Annotated in this window: 20 protein-coding genes; 11 read left to right on the top strand and 9 right to left on the bottom strand. The window is 60.2% G+C overall.

Features of this window, described 5'->3' with window-relative positions; translation table 11 throughout:
- Window positions 1-38: 38 nt before the first annotated feature.
- Window positions 39-818 (top strand): hypothetical protein, encoded by a 780-nt coding sequence (locus PAF20_RS11515; protein WP_271070779.1) that lies wholly within the window; start codon window positions 39-41, stop codon window positions 816-818.
- Complete coding sequence (locus tag PAF20_RS11510) at window positions 764-1,624, top strand: glycosyltransferase family 2 protein (protein WP_271070778.1); 861 nt, start codon at window positions 764-766, stop codon at window positions 1,622-1,624. Before PAF20_RS11515 ends, PAF20_RS11510 begins: the two co-directional genes overlap by 55 nt.
- 49 nt (window positions 1,625-1,673) lie before the next feature.
- On the opposite strand, the gene PAF20_RS11505 is transcribed toward PAF20_RS11510, so the two are convergent.
- Together PAF20_RS11505 and PAF20_RS11500 are read right to left on the bottom strand one after the other, a co-directional pair.
- Window positions 1,674-1,901 (bottom strand): DUF1150 domain-containing protein, encoded by a 228-nt coding sequence (locus PAF20_RS11505; RefSeq protein WP_271070777.1) that lies wholly within the window; start codon window positions 1,899-1,901, stop codon window positions 1,674-1,676.
- An 11-nt stretch (window positions 1,902-1,912) separates the two neighbouring features.
- On the bottom strand, window positions 1,913-2,323 hold the full coding sequence (locus tag PAF20_RS11500) for an Hsp20 family protein (RefSeq protein ID WP_271070776.1): 411 nt from the start codon (window positions 2,321-2,323) through the stop codon (window positions 1,913-1,915).
- A 171-nt stretch (window positions 2,324-2,494) separates the two neighbouring features.
- Between PAF20_RS11500 and PAF20_RS11495 the strand changes: the two genes are divergently transcribed.
- From PAF20_RS11495 to PAF20_RS11480, 4 genes are all read left to right on the top strand, one after another.
- Window positions 2,495-2,713, top strand: a complete 219-nt coding sequence (locus PAF20_RS11495) for a YdcH family protein (protein ID WP_271070775.1) — start codon at window positions 2,495-2,497, stop codon at window positions 2,711-2,713.
- 66 nt (window positions 2,714-2,779) lie between these two features.
- Window positions 2,780-3,283, top strand: a complete 504-nt coding sequence (purE, locus tag PAF20_RS11490) for a 5-(carboxyamino)imidazole ribonucleotide mutase (protein ID WP_271070774.1) — start codon at window positions 2,780-2,782, stop codon at window positions 3,281-3,283.
- Window positions 3,276-4,325: a 5-(carboxyamino)imidazole ribonucleotide synthase gene (locus PAF20_RS11485; protein ID WP_271070773.1), complete on the top strand. Its 1,050-nt coding sequence runs from the start codon at window positions 3,276-3,278 to the stop codon at window positions 4,323-4,325. The genes purE and PAF20_RS11485 overlap by 8 nt, the downstream gene beginning before the upstream one ends.
- Window positions 4,326-4,327: 2 nt before the next feature.
- Complete coding sequence (locus tag PAF20_RS11480; protein ID WP_271070772.1) at window positions 4,328-4,771, top strand: NUDIX domain-containing protein; 444 nt, start codon at window positions 4,328-4,330, stop codon at window positions 4,769-4,771.
- Window positions 4,772-4,832: 61 nt separating this feature from the next.
- Here PAF20_RS11480 and PAF20_RS11475 read toward each other — a convergent pair whose 3' ends face one another.
- From PAF20_RS11475 to PAF20_RS11455, 5 genes are all read right to left on the bottom strand, one after another.
- Window positions 4,833-6,008, bottom strand: coding sequence for a dipeptidase (locus PAF20_RS11475; RefSeq protein ID WP_271070771.1), 1,176 nt, complete (start codon window positions 6,006-6,008; stop codon window positions 4,833-4,835).
- Complete coding sequence (locus PAF20_RS11470) at window positions 5,972-6,496, bottom strand: GNAT family N-acetyltransferase (protein WP_271070770.1); 525 nt, start codon at window positions 6,494-6,496, stop codon at window positions 5,972-5,974. Before PAF20_RS11470 ends, PAF20_RS11475 begins: the two co-directional genes overlap by 37 nt.
- Before the next feature lie 159 nt (window positions 6,497-6,655).
- The gene (locus PAF20_RS11465) at window positions 6,656-8,479 is read right to left on the bottom strand and encodes a M3 family oligoendopeptidase (protein WP_271070769.1); all 1,824 of its coding nucleotides are present in this window, start codon (window positions 8,477-8,479) and stop codon (window positions 6,656-6,658) included.
- Between the two features lie 49 nt (window positions 8,480-8,528).
- Window positions 8,529-9,500, bottom strand: coding sequence for an alpha/beta fold hydrolase (locus PAF20_RS11460; RefSeq protein WP_271070768.1), 972 nt, complete (start codon window positions 9,498-9,500; stop codon window positions 8,529-8,531).
- A 26-nt stretch (window positions 9,501-9,526) separates the two neighbouring features.
- Window positions 9,527-9,814 (bottom strand): SCP2 sterol-binding domain-containing protein, encoded by a 288-nt coding sequence (locus tag PAF20_RS11455; RefSeq protein WP_271070767.1) that lies wholly within the window; start codon window positions 9,812-9,814, stop codon window positions 9,527-9,529.
- A 57-nt stretch (window positions 9,815-9,871) separates the two neighbouring features.
- On the opposite strand from PAF20_RS11455, the gene PAF20_RS11450 reads away from it, so the two are divergent.
- The 4 genes from PAF20_RS11450 to PAF20_RS11435 are packed head-to-tail and all read left to right on the top strand — an operon-like array spanning window position 9,872 to window position 14,326.
- A complete protein-coding gene (locus PAF20_RS11450; protein WP_271070766.1) occupies window positions 9,872-10,426 on the top strand; it encodes a tetratricopeptide repeat protein in 555 nt (184 codons plus the stop codon).
- A 21-nt stretch (window positions 10,427-10,447) separates the two neighbouring features.
- Complete coding sequence (locus tag PAF20_RS11445; protein WP_271070765.1) at window positions 10,448-13,330, top strand: helicase-related protein; 2,883 nt, start codon at window positions 10,448-10,450, stop codon at window positions 13,328-13,330.
- Window positions 13,331-13,334: 4 nt separating this feature from the next.
- The gene (locus PAF20_RS11440) at window positions 13,335-13,937 is read left to right on the top strand and encodes a pyridoxamine 5'-phosphate oxidase family protein (RefSeq protein ID WP_271070764.1); all 603 of its coding nucleotides are present in this window, start codon (window positions 13,335-13,337) and stop codon (window positions 13,935-13,937) included.
- Entirely contained in the window at window positions 13,934-14,326 is a 393-nt protein-coding gene (locus PAF20_RS11435; protein ID WP_271070763.1) for a hypothetical protein, read from the top strand. Before PAF20_RS11440 ends, PAF20_RS11435 begins: the two co-directional genes overlap by 4 nt.
- 137 nt (window positions 14,327-14,463) lie before the next feature.
- Here PAF20_RS11435 and rpsD read toward each other — a convergent pair whose 3' ends face one another.
- Complete coding sequence (gene rpsD, locus PAF20_RS11430) at window positions 14,464-15,084, bottom strand: 30S ribosomal protein S4 (protein WP_271070762.1); 621 nt, start codon at window positions 15,082-15,084, stop codon at window positions 14,464-14,466.
- 168 nt (window positions 15,085-15,252) lie between these two features.
- On the opposite strand from rpsD, the gene PAF20_RS11425 reads away from it, so the two are divergent.
- Window positions 15,253-16,050 carry a glycosyl transferase gene (locus PAF20_RS11425; protein ID WP_271070761.1) on the top strand — a complete coding sequence of 266 codons (798 nt, stop codon included), beginning with the start codon at window positions 15,253-15,255 and terminating at the stop codon, window positions 16,048-16,050.
- 41 nt (window positions 16,051-16,091) lie between these two features.
- Here PAF20_RS11425 and PAF20_RS11420 read toward each other — a convergent pair whose 3' ends face one another.
- Window positions 16,092-17,063, bottom strand: a complete 972-nt coding sequence (locus tag PAF20_RS11420) for a glycosyltransferase family 8 protein (RefSeq protein WP_271070760.1) — start codon at window positions 17,061-17,063, stop codon at window positions 16,092-16,094.
- Window positions 17,064-17,102 lie beyond the last annotated feature (39 nt).

Genomic DNA, 17,102 nt, shown 5'->3' with positions numbered 1-17,102 from the left:
GCCAATATGGCCCGGCGTTTTCTTTTGCCGGGGGTGAAATGGCTGAAATCGTTAACGTCATCTGCATCAAATGGGGCACGATGTATGGGGCCGATGACGTCAACCGGTTATACAGGCAGGTTCAGCGGCATCTGGTCCGTCCGCACCAGTTCGTCTGTTTCACCGATGATACAGCAGGGATAGACCCCGGTGTCGATTGCCAGCCACTGCCAGAACTGGGCCTGCCGGACGGACATGGCGATACCCGCTGGCGCAAACTGGCGCTGTTTCGGCGCGATCTGGGCGGGATGACGGGGCAGGTGGCGCTTTTTCTGGACCTCGATCTGGTGGTCGTCGACGATCTGTCGCCCTTCTTCGATCTGGAGGGCGATTATTTCATCATCCGCGACGACGATCTGTTCCGGGCCAAGCCGTTGCGCAAGGTCAACCCGGAGCGGGACCGGTTCCTGCATTCCGTCGGCAATAGCTCTGTCTTTCGTTATGTCGTGGGCGAACATACCTATATCCTCGACGCCTATCTGGCCGATCCGAAGGCCGCGACCTCGAATTACGAAATCAGTCAGCAGTTCCAATCGGCGCAACTGGCTGAGCATGGGCATCTGAATTACTGGCCGAAGGGCTGGGTGGTCAGCTTCAAGAATGATTGCGTCCCGCGACATTTGCTGAGCTATCTGGGCGATCCTACATTGCCTGAAGGCGCGAAGATCGTGGCATTTGCCGGCAATCCGAAAATGGAGGATGTCTTTGCCGGACGGGGCGGAAAATGGTACCGACGGATCGGCAATATCGACTGGCTTCGAAAGGCGTGGCAGGGATGATCGCCGATGCATTCCGGCGTTGGAAACACGCCCGCCGTATTCGCGCCGCCGAAGCAGAAATTGCGTCCCGCGATGTTGCGGCGCGGCCTCATGGGCTGGACGCGCCGTTGATTGTCAGCCTGACGAGCTATGGCGCGCGGCTGTCTGCGGCTGCGCGGGTCGTCGCCTCTGTCTCGCGTCAGACTGTGAAAGCTGATCGAGTGATTCTGTGGGTCGCGGCCGAGGATATGGATCGGGTGCCCGCTGCCATACACGAATCAGATGCAGAGGTTTGCGTCTGTCCGAACTGGAAATCCTACAAAAAGTTGGTGCCGACGCTGTTGGAGGCGCCGGGTGCTTATATCGTGACCGCAGATGATGATGTGTATTACGGCGCCCGCTGGCTGGAAGGGTTGATCGCGCGCGCTGACGCAGGCGTTGTTGCACATCGGACGCATCGCGTCACGCTGGATGCGCAGGGCCGGCCCGCTGCCTACGATGACTGGGAGTGGAACCTGAGGTCACCAGATCGCAATGAGCTGATCTTTCCGACGGGCGTTGGTGGGGTCCTTTATGCGCCGGGGGTTTTTCACCCTGATGTGACAGATGCAGACAAATTCCAGAGGCTGGCACCTTCGGCTGACGATGTCTGGTTTTACTGGATGCACCGGCTGAGGGGATCGCGCCCGGAAAAAATCGGCGGGCGTTTCCGCGTTATCGAGTGGCCGGGAAGTCAGGCGCAGAATCTGCGCGCGACCAATCTGGGGACAGGCGGCAATGACCGCGCGGTGCAGGCGATGCTAGCGGAATATGACTGGCCGGAATAGCCCTGCGCCGCCGCGATACGGTGATCGCAACGGCGCGTGTCGGGGTTTTCTAGTGAACGCTGACCGGGGTCAGGTCGTTCTGGCGTGCGAGGAAGAAAGCCATCTGGCGATCCTTCACAAGGGCCAGACGTTCGCCATCAAGGCCGTGAACGGCGTATAGGCTGTCAAGGCCGGGCGCCTGTTCGCGCACCTCATCAGGCAAGCTGTCCATCGCGACGCGGCGAATATAAACGGTGTTGCCGGTCACTTCCGGCAGTTCTTCGTATTTGGTATCCATGGTGATCCCCTTCATTTACGGCTGATCGGAATGGTTTTGACAATGCTGGGCTGGGGCTTGCGCTTCAGCGCGATGCTCAACAACCCGTTTTCCAGCCGCGCGCCATCCACCTCGACCCCGTCAGCCAGTACGAAGCTGCGCTGAAAGGCGCGGGATGCGATGCCGCGATGCAGCCAGACGCGATCAGTTCCCTGATCGGGCTGCCTGCCGGCAATGGTTAACTGACTGTTTTCAAGAGATATCGTCAGATCGTCCTCGGAAAAACCGGCGACGGCGAGGGTTATGGTAAACCCGTCAGGCTCCTGATGTTCAATATTATAGGGCGGGTAACCCTCTGCCCCTTTAGAGGCCCGTTCTGCGAGGCGCTCGATCTGGTCGAAGCCCAGAAGATGCGGATGTGCCGCCAGTGTCAGTTTCGTCATCTTATTCAAGCCCTTATACAGCGACTCGTCCCATTCAGCGGGTCCCGGAAGCGGCGACCCGTGTGGTTAATATGTGGATGAATACTGTCTGCGACAAGATGTGCGATGCCAGTTAACATTTTCGCATCGCTGCGTATAATCAGCGACCGCCGCATCCAGCACGAGCCCGACATGAGCTATCAGTCCGAAATGAGCCACGAAGAAATTGCCCGGGCCAAGTTGAGTGTGCTGCGGCGGGAGCATCGTGAGCTGGACGAGCAGATCGTCGCATTGGCCGAGCAGCCGGGCACCTCTTCGCTGGTTCTGCAGCGCCTTAAACGGCAGAAGCTGGCGCTGAAGGACAAGATCTCGCGGCTGGAAGATGAGCTGACGCCCGACATTATCGCCTGAAATGGCGGGATTTATTGCGTCCCGCGACGGGGTGAATATAGTGCGGCTTTCTGCGACGGGGGCGATATGAGTTTGAGCGAGAAAGCAGGCGTGCCGGTTGGCATCATCATGGGCAGTCAGTCGGACTGGCCTACGATGCGTGAAGCTGCGGCAATTCTGAATGAACTGGCCATCGGTTACGAGGCGAAGATCGTCAGCGCCCACCGGACGCCGGACCGGCTGTGGGACTATGGCAAGCGCGCGGCAGATCGTGGGCTCAAGGTGATCATCGCAGGCGCGGGCGGTGCCGCCCATTTGCCGGGGATGATGGCGTCTAAGACGCGCGTCCCGGTTGTGGGCGTGCCGGTGCAGACCAAGGCGCTGTCAGGGGTCGATTCGCTGTATTCGATCGTTCAGATGCCGAAGGGCTTCCCGGTTGCGACCATGGCGATCGGCGCGGCGGGTGCAGCCAATGCGGGTCTGATGGCGGCGGGTATTCTTGCTTTATCGGACGCGGCGTTGGCAGAACGGCTTGATGCGTGGCGAGAGAAGCTTTCTGGCTCTATCCCGGAGGAGCCGAAAGATGAGTGATCCGCTTCCGCAGGGCGCAGTGATCGGCATACTTGGCGGAGGTCAGCTTGGGCGTATGCTCTCGGTCGCGGCGGCACGGCTGGGGTATCGCACCCACATCTATGAACCAGGTGCTTCACCCGCGGGCGATGTTGCGCATCAGGTGACTCAGGCCGGTTATGAGGATGAGGCAGCGCTTCGTGCCTTTGCCGAGTCGGTGGATGTCATCACCTATGAGTTTGAGAATGTGCCGGCCCAATCGCTGGATCTCCTGGAATCTATTTGTCCTATCCGTCCCAATCGTCGTGCGCTTGCTGTGTCGCAGGACCGTCTGTCCGAGAAAGAGTTTCTGCAGGGACTCGGCCTGAAGACTGCGCCATTCGCCAATGTCGAGACTGAGGCTGACCTGCCTGCAGCACTGGAGCAGATAGGCACGCCGTCGATCCTCAAGACCCGGCGCATGGGTTACGATGGCAAGGGGCAAGTTCGTTTTAGCGATCCTGCGCAGCGTGAGTGGACAGGTGCGCCCTCGGTGTTGGAGGGGTTCGTTACGTTCACTGGCGAGATCAGCGTAATCGTCGCGCGCGGTGTGGATGGCGCGGTTGCAGCCTTCGATCCGGGACTGAATGTCCATGAAGGTGGCATTTTGCGGACGACGACGGTGCCGAGCGGTGTGCCGCAATCACTGGTCACCGATGCCGTGCTGCTGGCCGCGCAAATCGTGGGCGCGTTGGATTATGTCGGCGTCATGGGGGTGGAATTGTTCGTGACGCCTTCCGGCCTGATCGTCAACGAGATCGCGCCGAGAGTGCACAACAGCGGGCACTGGACACAGGCGGGCTGTGCGGTTGACCAGTTTGAGCAGCATATCCGTGCCATCACCGGCCTGCCTTTGGGCGACGGGAAGCGCTATGCCGATGTGGTAATGGAAAACCTGATCGGCGCGGATATGGATCGGCTGCCCGCGCTGTTGCGTGAGCCGGATGTGCAAGTGCACCTTTACGGCAAGGCAGAGGTCAGGGACGGGCGCAAGATGGGTCACATCAACCGGATCACCCGATGAAAATGGCGCGGCCACGTCTGGCCGTACGCGCCGCTATTCTGCGTGATGACCGGGTGCTGGTGGTCAATGCCTATCCGCCGGAATACGGCTCTGACATGTGGTGCTTGCCGGGTGGCGGGGCAGAGCCGGGGCAATCGCTGCCCGAAAATCTTGAGCGTGAGGTCATGGAAGAGACCGGCCTGCGGATCAAGGTCGGCGCGATCATTCTGGTCAATGAGTTCCGCGATTCAAAGAAAGGGTTTCATCAGGTCGACCTGATCCATCGCGCGACGCTGGTGGATGAAAGCGAGATTATCCTGAACGATCCTGAAGGCGTCGTAGACCGGGCACGATGGGTCACGCAGGCAGAGCTTGCCAAATTGCATCACCGGCCGCGTATGCTGGGCCGCGCCGTTTGGGGGCAATATGCGGCCTGGTATGACCCGATGGAGGAAATCGTCTGGTGATAAGGGGCTCTGCCCCTCGGTGCTGCGCACCTCACCCCGAGGTATTTCAGCACCGAAGAGATCAGCCATCCGGCAGGGTTTCTGACAGGTAGCGCATCATATTGTCGCCCATGACCTTCGCGATCTGATCTTCGCTGAGGCCGCTGTCCATCAGTGCCTGCGTCAGGGCGACGATGCCAGCCGCGTCGAAAGGCGCATCTACAGAGCCGTCATAATCCGAGCCGAGAGAGACGTGATCTTCGCCGACCAGCGTAATAGCGGCGCGTATGGATTTTGCGATATCGGCGGGCGTGGCACCGCAGTTCACATCCCGCCAGTAGCCTATGCCGATCACGCCACCCTCGTCTGCCACCGCGCGGACCAGATCATCGGGGAGATTACGCGGTGTGTCGCAATTTCCGTGGATACCGCTGTGCGAAATGATTGGTTTCGCGCCTTGGATTGCAAGGACATCGCGGACCATCTGGGGGCTCGCATGGGCGAGGTCTATGACCATGCCCCGGACCATCAGTTCCTCCACGACCTCTGCGCCGAAATCGGACAGACCCGCGCCGCTTTCGCCGTGCAGCGAGCCGCCGATTTCATTGTCGAAGAAATGGGTCAGGCCCATCACACGGAAACCGGCGTCATAGAGCGTCGCCAGGTTGGCGATGTCGCCTTCCAGCGGGTGCCCGCCCTCGGTTCCGAGTATGGCGCCGACGGTCTTTGCGCCGTCCTCTCTGGCCGCGAGCAGTTGGCCCAGATCTGTGGATGATCGTATGATACGAAGGTTTTCAGGCTCCCGCTCTGCCATTGCCTGCAGGCGAGCGGCCTGATCGAGGGCGCGTTCCTTCAGGCTTGACCATGTCCGGATCGGACGTAGCTGGCCCATGACGAGCTTGGTGATGCTGTCGGGCGCGTCGGCGCTGTTCCGGCCGTAGTTGAGACCCGACGGGCTTTTGGTCACGGTGGTAAAGACCTGTACCGCGACGTTGCCTTCCTGCAGGCGGGGAACATCCGTATGGCCGCGACCCGCCCGCTTCAGCAGATTTCGGTCCCACAGCAATGCGTCGGAATGCCAGTCACCGATAATCAAGCGGTCGTGCAGTGCCTGCGCATCTGCGCTGACGGGCCAGCCGCCTTCCGGTGTCGTCACCGGGTTCAGGCTGTCTTCAACGTAACCGGGTGCAAAGGTGAAAAAGGCGATAGCCGCAATGGCGATCAGGCCGAGCATGGCGATGATGATTTTCCGGAGCATGGCGTCTTTTCTGTCTGGGGCAGGTGTGCCCAGAGGATATGCTGCGGTCCGCGCGATCCGCCAGTGTAGATCTGCCCCTCATCAACGAAGCCGGCCTTGATATAGGCCATGTAGGCGGCCGGGTTCAGCAGATTGACGGTGAGAAAAAGCCGGCGCTTATCGGGATAGTTCATCGCGGCATATCCGGGCAATACCATCATGGCGGCTGTGCCATAGCCGTGACCCTGAAAATCGACGTCGATCAGCACTCCGCGCAGGCCGAGATCATCTGGTGCTGCGAAAGCGTGGCGCTCTGGATAGTTCGGATCAAGCTTGAACATGCCGACCAGACGCCCGTCAGCATGGATGGCGTGGAAACTTAGCGCCGGCGTGTCGTCCAGGATCATATCCGCCCCGTCATTGGCATATTGGCCCGGAAGCTGGCGCAGCCCGGCCAGTTCGTTCAGGCGGCGTAGCGGTATGCGGCACAGGGTGATCGCGGCGTCCATAGCCGCAATTATACAGCAGGTACCATATGCATGCGAGATGCAACTCTTTCCCGGTCTGCACCGGCAATTAGCCTTTGCTTATTTTGAGAAGAAGCGGGATGTGTAAGGGCCCGTCGTCCGCGCCACGACTGCGGCACAGGCGGCGGGTGAGATAAGCAGTTAGATCTCCATCGCTTCAAGTTCGTCGATGAAGCCTTCGATCATTGAAAGACCCTTGTCCCAGAAGGCTGGATCAGACGCGTCCAAGCCGAAGGGGGATAGTAATTCTTTATGGTGCTTGGAGCCACCGGCGGCCAACATGTCGAAATATTTCTGCTGGAAGCCCTCTGGCGCGGCCTCATAGGCGGCATAAAGTGCGTTCACCAGCCCGTCACCGAACGCATAAGCGTAGACGTAGAAGGGTGAGTGAACGAAATGCGGGACATAGGACCAGAAGGTTTCGTAACCCGGCATGAATTCAAAGGCCGGACCAAGGCTTTCATGTGCGACCTCCATCCAGATGGCGTTAATGTCATCCGGCGTCAGCTCGCCTTCTGCGCGGGCGGCGTGTAGCCGGACCTCGAAATCATAAAAGCTGATCTGGCGCACGACCGTGTTGATCATATCTTCGACCTTGCCAGCCAGCAGCGCTTTTTTCTGCGCCGGGTCTGTGGTTTCTGCCAGTAGCTTGCGGAAGGTCAGCATTTCGCCGAAGACGCTTGCAGTTTCGGCAAGTGTCAAAGGGGTAGAGGCCAGAAGCTCACCCTGTTCTGCCGCCAGTCGCTGATGGACGCCGTGGCCGAGTTCATGCGCAAGTGTCATCACGTCCCGCGGTTTGCCGAGGTAGTTCAACATGACATAGGGATGAACCGTGGTGACAGTCGGATGGGCGAACGCACCCGGTGCCTTGCCGGGCTTCACCGCGGCGTCGATCCAGCCGCGATTGAAGAACGGCTCTGCCAATTCGGCCAGCTTGGGCGAAAAGCCGGCATAGGCGTCCAGCACCGTGGCTTTCGCTTCTTCCCAGCCGACTGTCTTGGGCGTTTCGGTCGGCAGCGGGGCGTTGCGGTCCCAGACCTGCAGTTTTTCGAGCCCGAGCCATTTCGCCTTGAGCGCATAGTAGCGGTGCGAGATGCGCGGATAGGCGGTTGTGACAGCGTTTCGCAGCGCCTCGACCACCTCAGGCTCGACATGGTTGGACAGGTGACGCGCATGCTGAGGGGTGGGCATCTTGCGCCATTTGTCCTCGACCGCCTTTTCCTTGGCCAATGTGTTGTGAACGCGCGCGAACAGCTTCACGTTCTTTCCGAATACTTTTGCAAGTGCGCGCGCGGCTGCCTCTCGCTTGGCGCGGTCGTGATCGGTCAGAAGGGTCAGGACCGCCTCTAGCTGCAGGGTCTCGCCATCGACGTCGAATTCCAGCCCCGCCATCGTTTCATCGAATAAACGGTTCCACGCAGCCGCACCCACGACAGAGTTGTCGTGCAGAAATGTCTCAAGCTCATCAGAAAGCTGATAGGGACGCATGGTGCGCATCCGGTCAAAGACGGGTCTGTAGCGGGCCGGGCCGTCCGGGGCTGTAAAGACTGCGTTATAGGTTTCATCCGGTATGCGGTTGAATTCGAGGCTGAAGAAAACCAGCGGGGCGGTGAAATCGGTGATCTTGGCCTGCAGGTCGGACAGCAGCTTGGCGCGTGCGGCGTCAGTGGTGTTCTGGTAATAGCGCAGACCTGCATAGGACATGATGCGACCGGCAAGGATGTCGATCTGTTCATAGCGGCGGATACATTCCAACATCGCTGCCGCGTCCAGATCCGCCAGCTTGCCCTGATAATCCGCTGCGAAGCTCGCGGTTTTCTTTTCAAGCGCCTCCAGGTCGACCCTCAGTTCAGCTGCATCGGGCGCCGGGTACAGGTCGGTCAGGTCCCAATCCGGGAGGTCGCCGAAATCGGTCTTGGTGGCGGTCAGGGAGGTGTCTCGGGCAATCTCTCGGTCAAAGCGCATCGGGGCTTCCTTTCTGTTGCCCCAGATGTGCAGGCTGACTGGCCGCTGTTCAACCCCCGGCGGCTTGTTTGACCGCCGGCTGGGCGGAACGGATGAGATTTATGAAGGCGCTGAAGAATTCCTGTTGCAGATCCGGCGTTTCGAACATCACCTCGTGATGTCCGCCATCCAGTTCCAGCAGCGTCCCGGCGGGCCAACCGGCGGCGCGCTCACGGATCGCGGGGGCCGACACGATCAGTTCTTTTGACCCCAGTGAGACGAGCATAGGGATGTCGGGAGATGGCTCTGCGGCCAGACGGCGGCACTCTTCCAGGGCTTGACCGACCCAGCGATAGCTTGCACCGCCGATTGTGAGGTCTTGCCAATTGGCTGATTCGCGCAGCTGACGGGCCCAGGCATCGGCATTGCCGGTCAGCATATTGTTGCGGAACGGTTCATCCAGCAGATAGGTGCCGTCGCCGCCGGTGCCGAAGGCCGCACGTCCGCCGCGACCCAGCTTTGCCGCGATCTGTGACAGGCCCATTGCGACGCCGCGGGGCATCGGCGCATGGTTGATCCCCCACATCGGCGCAGAGAATGTTGCCGTCCGAACAGGCAGGCCATTGATCAGCGCTGCCAGCCCGATGGCCCCACCCATCGAATGGGCCAGCAAGTGCCAGGGTTCAGGCAGGCTCAGCGCCGCTGCGGCCTCGACAAGGGCGACAACATCAAGCTGATACTGCGCGAACTCTCCGATATGGCCGGGGCGAGGATTTTCCTGAAGCCGGTCGGCCAGACCCTGACCGCGCCAGTCGATCGACAGCACATTGATGTCGAGTTCGTTCAGCAGCGCCGCGACAGGGGCGTATTTTTCGACATATTCGGTACGACCCGGAAACAGCAGCACCGTTTCCACAGGATTTTTCGCCCGCCACAGAGCGACACGCAACCTGACATCGTCATCCGTGCGCAGCCAGAAGGCTTCTGCCGGGGTTTCCGTCGTGTCGGGAAGCTGATGAAACGGGGCGGGCGAAAGATCCATGAAGTGTCAGGCCTTATGTGGGGCGATCAGGCGAGGGCGGAGCCAAGCTTCATCGCAAGGCCCATATTGCCGTCGACTTTCAGCTTGCCGGTCATGAAGGCGGTGGTCGGGTTCACATCCCCATTCAGCATACCTTCGAAGGTTTCGCGGCTTGCGGTCAGTGTGACCTCTGCCTCATCATCGCCTGCGCGGGCGCCTTCGCCATCGACCATGATCGAACCTTCGTCCTCGATCACGAACTTGGCGGTGCCCTCGTCGAAGCTGCCCAGTTTTTCGTTAAGTGCGGTTACTGCCGCGTTGATCACATCGCTCATGTTTTCCTCCGTAAACGTGACTGGCGGTTGCCCGGTCTGTCGGGTTACAACACACATATGATCTGGCCCATCCGCTTTTTCCAATGTGCCGTCACGGCATTTGCCATCGCAGGCATCCCGGTGCAAGCGCAAGCGGCCCCCGCAGACGCTGCGCTGTTCGACCTGCTGGCCCAAAAAGAAGGTGATGCGTGGATGGAGGCCGAGGCCGAAATCCTGTCCGCATGGGAGGATACCGGGTCAGAGCCGCTGAACCTGATCCAGATGCGCGGCGAAAATGCCTTGGACGAGGGCGATTTCCCAACCGCCATCGGCCATCTGACCGCCCTTGTCGATCACGCGCCCGATCACGCGATGGGCTATCAGCTTCGCGGGCTGGCCTATTGGCTGAACGGGAATTACGGACCGGCCGCCTATGATCTGTCGAAGGCGTTGGAACTGGAGCCGAAGCAGTTTCTGGCGCTGAGCCAGCTTGGCGCCATGCTGGAGGAGCTGGGCGATAACGAACGCGCGGCAGACGCGTTTCGGCGTAGTCTGGACATCCACCCCAATCAGCCGGATGCGATTGAGGCCACCAAGCGTCTTGACGCGGTCGAGACCGGTACCGACATCTGAGCCAACTTAAAAGGGGCAGGCATGTCACGTATCACGGCTGTGCTGGGCCCGACCAATACCGGCAAAACCCATTACGCGATAGAGCGGATGCTGGCGCATCGTACTGGCGTTATCGGCTTGCCGCTGCGCCTGCTGGCGAGAGAGGTCTATGACCGGATCGTGAAGGCGCGCGGGCCTTCTGTCGTCGCGCTCGTGACCGGGGAAGAGCGGATCGTGCCGCCACGGGCGCAATATTGGGTGGCCACGACCGAAGCCATGCCAGAGGTGGTGGCCGATTTCGTCGCCGTCGATGAAATCCAGCTTTGCGCTGATCCGCAGCGCGGCCATGTCTTTACCGACCGGTTGCTGCGTGCGCGTGGTCTGCACGAAACGCTCCTGCTGGGGTCAGACACCATGCGGCCAGCCATTTCAGCGCTTGTCGATAAGATCCAGTTCATGCGGAGAGAGCGTTTCTCGACGCTCAGCTGGGCCGGATCTAAGAAGATCAGCAGGATGCCTTCGCGTTCGGCAATCGTCGGATTCTCGGTCGATGATGTTTACGCGATTGCCGAGCTGTTGCGGCGTCAGAAGGGGGGGGCTGCCGTCGTGATGGGCGCGCTTTCGCCACGCACACGCAATGCGCAGGTCGAGATGTATCAGTCGGGCGAGGTTGATCATCTTGTCGCGACCGACGCCATCGGGATGGGGCTGAACCTCGATATCCGGCACGTCGCGTTCTCCTCGACCGTGAAGTTTGACGGGCGGCGGATGCGCCCGCTGTTTCCACATGAAATGGGCCAGATCGCGGGGCGTGCGGGCCGTCATACGGAACCCGGAACATTCGGCGTCACCGGAGAGGCGAGCCCCCTGGACGAAGGTCTGATCGGTGCCATCGAAAACCACCGCTTCGCGCCCATCAACCGGCTTATCTGGCGAAACCCCCGGCTGGAATTCGGCACGATGGACCGACTGGTTCAAAGTCTGGAGGCCGCGCCGGACAGTGAGTGGCTGACCCGCGGACGCGAGGCGGATGATCTGGCCGCGTTGAAAACCCTCCGCGAGATGCCAGAGATCATCGACCGCGTCACCGGTGCCCCGGATGTTCGACTGCTATGGGAGGTCTGCCGCATTCCGGACTTCCGCAGCATTTCACCTGCCGAACATACCAGCCTGCTGCTGAGGATTTTTACCTTTCTTCAGGAAGGGGCCATCCCCTCGGACTGGCTGACCCGCTCAATTGAACGAATCGACCGAACCGAAGGCGACATTGATGCGTTGTCGAAACGGTTGGCATTTATCAGAACATGGACATATGTGGCGCAGCGAAGCGGCTGGGTCGAGGATGTGACGTATTGGCGCGAAGCGACGCGCACTGTAGAAGACCGATTGTCAGATGCGCTGCACGCAGCGCTTACGCAACGATTTGTGGACCGGCGCACCTCTGTGCTGATGCGCCGGCTCAAGCAGAAGGAGACCCTCGTGGCCGAGGTGAATGACAAGGGCGAAGTCAGTGTCGAGGGCGAGTTTGCCGGACGACTGGAAGGATTTCGTTTCCGGGCGGATGCAACCCAGAACGCGGATGAGGCAAAGATGCTGAACCGTGCGTCTTACGAGGCTTTGCGTCCCGAATTCCACTTGCGGGCGGATCGTTTCTATAATGCACCGGATACGGAGCTGGACTTTACCGAACAGGGCGGCCTGATGTGGGGCGATGCCGCTGTCGGCAAGCTGGTCAAAGGGTCCGAGCCGCTGAAGCCGACGGTGCAGGCTTTTGTCGATGAAGAAGCCGGGCCGGAGATTGCAGAAAAGGTAACGCGCCGCCTGCAGCATTTCATCGACCGTAAGGTGGCAACCCAGTTCGAACCGCTTCTGGCGATGCAGAAGGATGAGGCTCTGACGGGGCTGGCACGGGGCTTCGCTTTCCGCCTGGTCGAAAACCTTGGTCTGATCCGCCGCGAGGAAGTTGCCGGAGAGGTCAAAGAGCTTGATCAGGATGCCCGCGGCTTGCTGCGCAAGCATGGCGTTCGCTTCGGTCAGTTCACGATTTTCATGCCTGCATTGCTGAAGCCCGCGCCGACGCGGCTGCGGCTGGTGCTGTCGGGGCTTTGGGATGGGCTGGATGAGTTCCCCGAAAGCCCGCCGCCCGGTTTGGTCACCATTCCGAATATCAAGGATGTGCCGGCGCGCGTTTATACGCTGTCCGGCTATCGCCCAGCGGGGGACCGCGCCATCCGCATAGACATGGTCGAGCGTCTGGCAGACATGCTGCGCAATCAGGATACGCGCGGCGGCTTTGAGGCCAATGCAGATATGCTCTCCATCACCGGCATGACGCTGGAGCAATTCGCCAACCTGATGGAGGGGCTTGGCTACAGTGCCGAGAAGGGCGAGCGGGAAAAGACCAAGGCAGAACCCGCAGTTGCACCAGCACAACCGGCAGAGGTTGATCACGAACACCCCGTGACCGAGGAAGAATCGGTTCTGGCCGCTGAAACACGGGCGAAATGGGAAGCGGAGCAGGCTGAAAAAAAGAAAGCCGAGGCCGAGGCCGCCGCTGCCGCTGGCGAAAGCACCGCAGACGCCGAAGCCGCTGCCGAGGAAGCCGCGCCGGAGATGGAGGTATTCTATACTTTCCGTTGGGCGCCCAAGCCGCGCGGACCGCGCCAGAAACAGGGCGGCGGACGGCGCCAGGGTGGCGCGCGGCAAGAGGCCGGTCAGCGGGCGGAGGGCGATGGCGGTCGTCCTCGTCACGGCAAGAAACAGGATGGCAAGGGCGGCAAACCGGGCAAGGGCAAGAATCGCGGCAAGGATGATCGTGGTGACAAGGCCAAGAACTACTCCGCGCGGCCGCCCCGTGGTGAAAAGCCGATAGATCCCGATAACCCATTCGCGGCCGCTCTGGCCGGACTGGTCAAGAAGGACTGACATAATGCGTTGGCTTTCCCCTGAAGATCTTCAACAGATTTACGGGGAGCCGAAGCCGGCCGCGATCCGTAAGGTTTCGACACGACTGACGGATGCTTACCGCGCCTATATCGAAAGGGCGCGGTTTTGCGTCCTCAGCACAGTTGGACCTGAAGGCACCGATGCAAGCCCGCGCGGCGACGATGGGCCGGTGGTGCGCGAATTCGATCCGGGCACACTTGCGATGCCTGATTGGCGGGGCAATGATCGGGTCGATTCGCTTGGGAATATCGCCCGCGACGAGCGGGTGAGCCTGATGTTTCTCATTCGCGGCTCTGACACTGTTATCCGCGTGAATGGGCGGGCGCGCGTGACCGATGACGCCGAACTTTGCGAAAGCTTCGCAAAGGATGGCAAGCAGCCGCGCACCGTCGTCGTCATCAAAATCGGCGAAGTCTATTTTCAGTGTGCCCGTGCCGTGATGCGTGCCGGTCTTTGGTCAGGGCAAGATGACAGCAGTGGTTTGCCACGTGCCGGGGCCATCCTGGCGGGTATGACCGATGGAGAGGTCGGAGGCGAGGACTATGATCGCGAATGGCCGGATCGTGCAGCAAGGACGCTATGGTGACGTTTGCTACAAAGCTCGCTGGTGTTTTGCTGGTCGCGTCTCTCGTATCGGCGGCGCAAGCCGAGGACCTTTCGCAAGGCCCGTATGGGATGACCTGCGATTTCACGACCATCTGCTACTCCGACGGGAAGTGTGTTGACGAGAACGATGAGCCTGTGGATCTCGATGTCTGGGGCGACATTCCCGGCGAAGCGTCAATCGTGGGTGCCGATCTGCTGTCGGACGGTCAGGTCACGATGACTGAAGCAGGAGAAGTCCGCTATCGGGGAAGTGGCGACTCGGCGGAGTATCTGATGACGGTCCGGCCCGACATGCAAGGCACACTTATTCGGGATTTCGGGGATGGGGTGGTTGATCGCCAAACAGGCGGTTGCGAATTTTATTCATAGAATGGCCTGAGGATCCGCCCGGCCCGGCATGACAGCATCTGAGCGCGTCGATGCGTTGCCCTGTATGACACGTCAGTCGTTCAAAATGAAAAAGGCCGCCCAGAAGGACGGCCCTTTGAAATGCTAACGCAGAAGGATCAGTTCTTCGCGTAATATTCGACGACCAGATTCGGTTCCATCTGCACAGCGTAAGGCACATCGCCCAGGGCAGGGGTGCGCACGAAGCTTGCGGTCATCTTGTTGTGGTCGACTTCCAGATAATCCGGGACGTCACGCTCGGTCAGCTGAACAGCTTCCAGAACGATGGCAAGCTGGCGCGAACGCTCGCGGATGGAGACGACGTCGCCTTCCTTTACGCGGTAGGACGCGATGTTCACTTTCTGGCCGTTCACTTCCACATGGCCGTGGTTCACGAACTGACGTGCAGCGAAGATGGTCGGCACGAATTTCGCGCGATAGACGACGGCGTCCAGACGACGCTCCAGCAGGCCGATCAGGTTTTCACCGGTATCACCCTTCACACGCTCTGCCTCGGCATAGATGCGGCGGAACTGCTTTTCGGTCAGGTCGCCGTAGTAACCTTTCAGCTTCTGCTTGGCGCGCAGCTGAGTACCGAAGTCGGACAGTTTGTTCTTGCGGCGCTGACCGTGCTGGCCGGGGCCATATTCGCGGCGGTTGACCGGGGATTTGGCGCGGCCCCAGATGTTTTCGCCCATACGGCGGTCGATTTTGTACTTGGCAGACGTGCGTTTGGTCACGGCTGATCTCCTTTTGTCAGTTTCAAAAGGGCGTTGTCCTTTGGCTTGCGCCTGACAGGGTTCCCCTTGCGGAGTCCACCAACACCAATGAAGCGGCGCTTATAGCGCGCCAGCAGACAGAGTCAACAGCCCTTGCCGCGCTGCGGAAAGGGCTGCACAAAGGCAGGCATGAAACAGATCATCTGCATCAAATGGGGCACAAAATACGGGCCCGAATATGTGAACCGCTTCTACAATATGGTGGCGCGGAACATCACGCCTCCGTTCCGTGTGATCTGCTTTACCGATGATGGCACAGGGTTTCACCCCGATATTGTCGTCCGCCCGCTGCCTGAGCCCGATTTTGTCATGCCGAAGAACACCCCCGGCAAATGGCCGAAATCCCAGCTTTGGGGCGATCTGGGCGACATCACCGGCACGGTCCTGTTCATGGACCTGGATATCATTATCACCGGCAATATCGACGGGTTCTTCGAATACGGCGACCCGTCGGACACAATCACCGCGAAGAACCCCAATACGCCGTTTGAGCGTATGGCCCAGACGTCGATCTATCGGATGCAGGTTGGCAAGCTGAAACCGATGCAGGATGTGTTCCGCGCCGATCCACAAGCGGCAGCGGATAAGTACCGCTACGAACAGCGTTTCGTGACCCATAACGCCCCTGGCGGGGTCAGGTTCTGGCCGCGCGGCTGGGTCAGCCATTTTCGGCTGCATTGCATTCCGCCGTTTCCGCTGAACTACATCAAGCCGCCTCGAATCCCCAAGGGTACGAAAGTGGTGATCTTCGCCGGTCATCTGAATCCCGACGATGCGGTGCTGGGGCAGTGGTCCAAGCATGATCCGGTGCGCGCTCCGCGCGATCACCTGAAGGCAACCTTTGATGGCCGCCGCCGTGAAAGCCTGTCGAAGCACCTGCGGCATTTCTATCTGCCCGCAACATGGATTGCGGAGAAGTGGCGTTAAGCCACGTTAGGCCAACCGCTTAGTGTCGGTCGGGAGCGGGATCAGCGCTTAGGACTAAGCAAGGTGTACTCATCCGGGAACCGATTCAGATAATCCAGCATAGGCCCAACCGCCCGCCACTGCTTGAACATTGCCTTGCCGAGCGTCCTTTTCGCAGGCCAGTGCCGCCGATCCAGCCCGCAGCCGCGCTTTGCGTCCGCGAAATACTGCGGCAGGATTCGTGCATAATCCTGCCGCAAGCGCATCGGCACGATCCCATCGGCACTGTCCAGCCACGGTTTGTTCGGGCCGATGAAGTGGACGATGCAAGGATCCGCCATGGACATCAGTTGCGCCGAGGACCATGTAAACTGCCAGTTCCAAAGCGGGCAGATCTCGGCCCAGTCACCGTGCAGCATACCGTTCATCAGCGCCTGATCGCGCCCGAGACCCGCAAGCTTGGTTCTTGCGAACTCTGCGGCGCGCGCTGTCAACCCAGCCTCTGCCCAAGCTTCGGTGTCAATCATGACGACACCAGCATTGAAATATGGCGCGGCAGGCAGGGCAAGCTGCCGGAACTCTCTCACCCTGCGGTTCGGTGTGCGCCATTGCCGGTTGTCACGCACGGCAGCAACCGCATGGTCCAGTATGTCAGCACGCAGCAGGCGCCCCGGATCACCGCGTTCGAAAACGACATCGCTGTCGAGCACCAAGATCCGGCGATATTGCCCATGCAAGGCGGAGGCGAGGAACAACTCCATATAGGTCGCGACAGAGCGGCGCGCGTCTGTTGGCAGAGCATCAACAATCGTGGCATCGACAGCGGCGACATGGCCAATCCCCTGGACCCGCAGAAAATCTGGAAGCTCCAGCGGCAGCGGCCCACCAATCAGGACGTCATAGCTTCGTTCCGGGTGTGCCAGCTGAGCCGCAGCGACCGATGCGTAGGGCAGGTAATTTTCATCGCAAGCGACGACAACCGCCACATCATGGCGTGCTGAAAAGCCTGCGGAGAACTCTGCTCGTTCGCTCATGGTCTGTTCGGGCCCATGCCAATCGTGAAAATACCCCTG

Source organism: Paracoccus albus (assembly GCF_027913035.1).
Taxonomy (GTDB): domain Bacteria; phylum Pseudomonadota; class Alphaproteobacteria; order Rhodobacterales; family Rhodobacteraceae; genus Paracoccus; species Paracoccus albus.
This window is presented reverse-complemented; position numbering and strand designations above follow the sequence as displayed.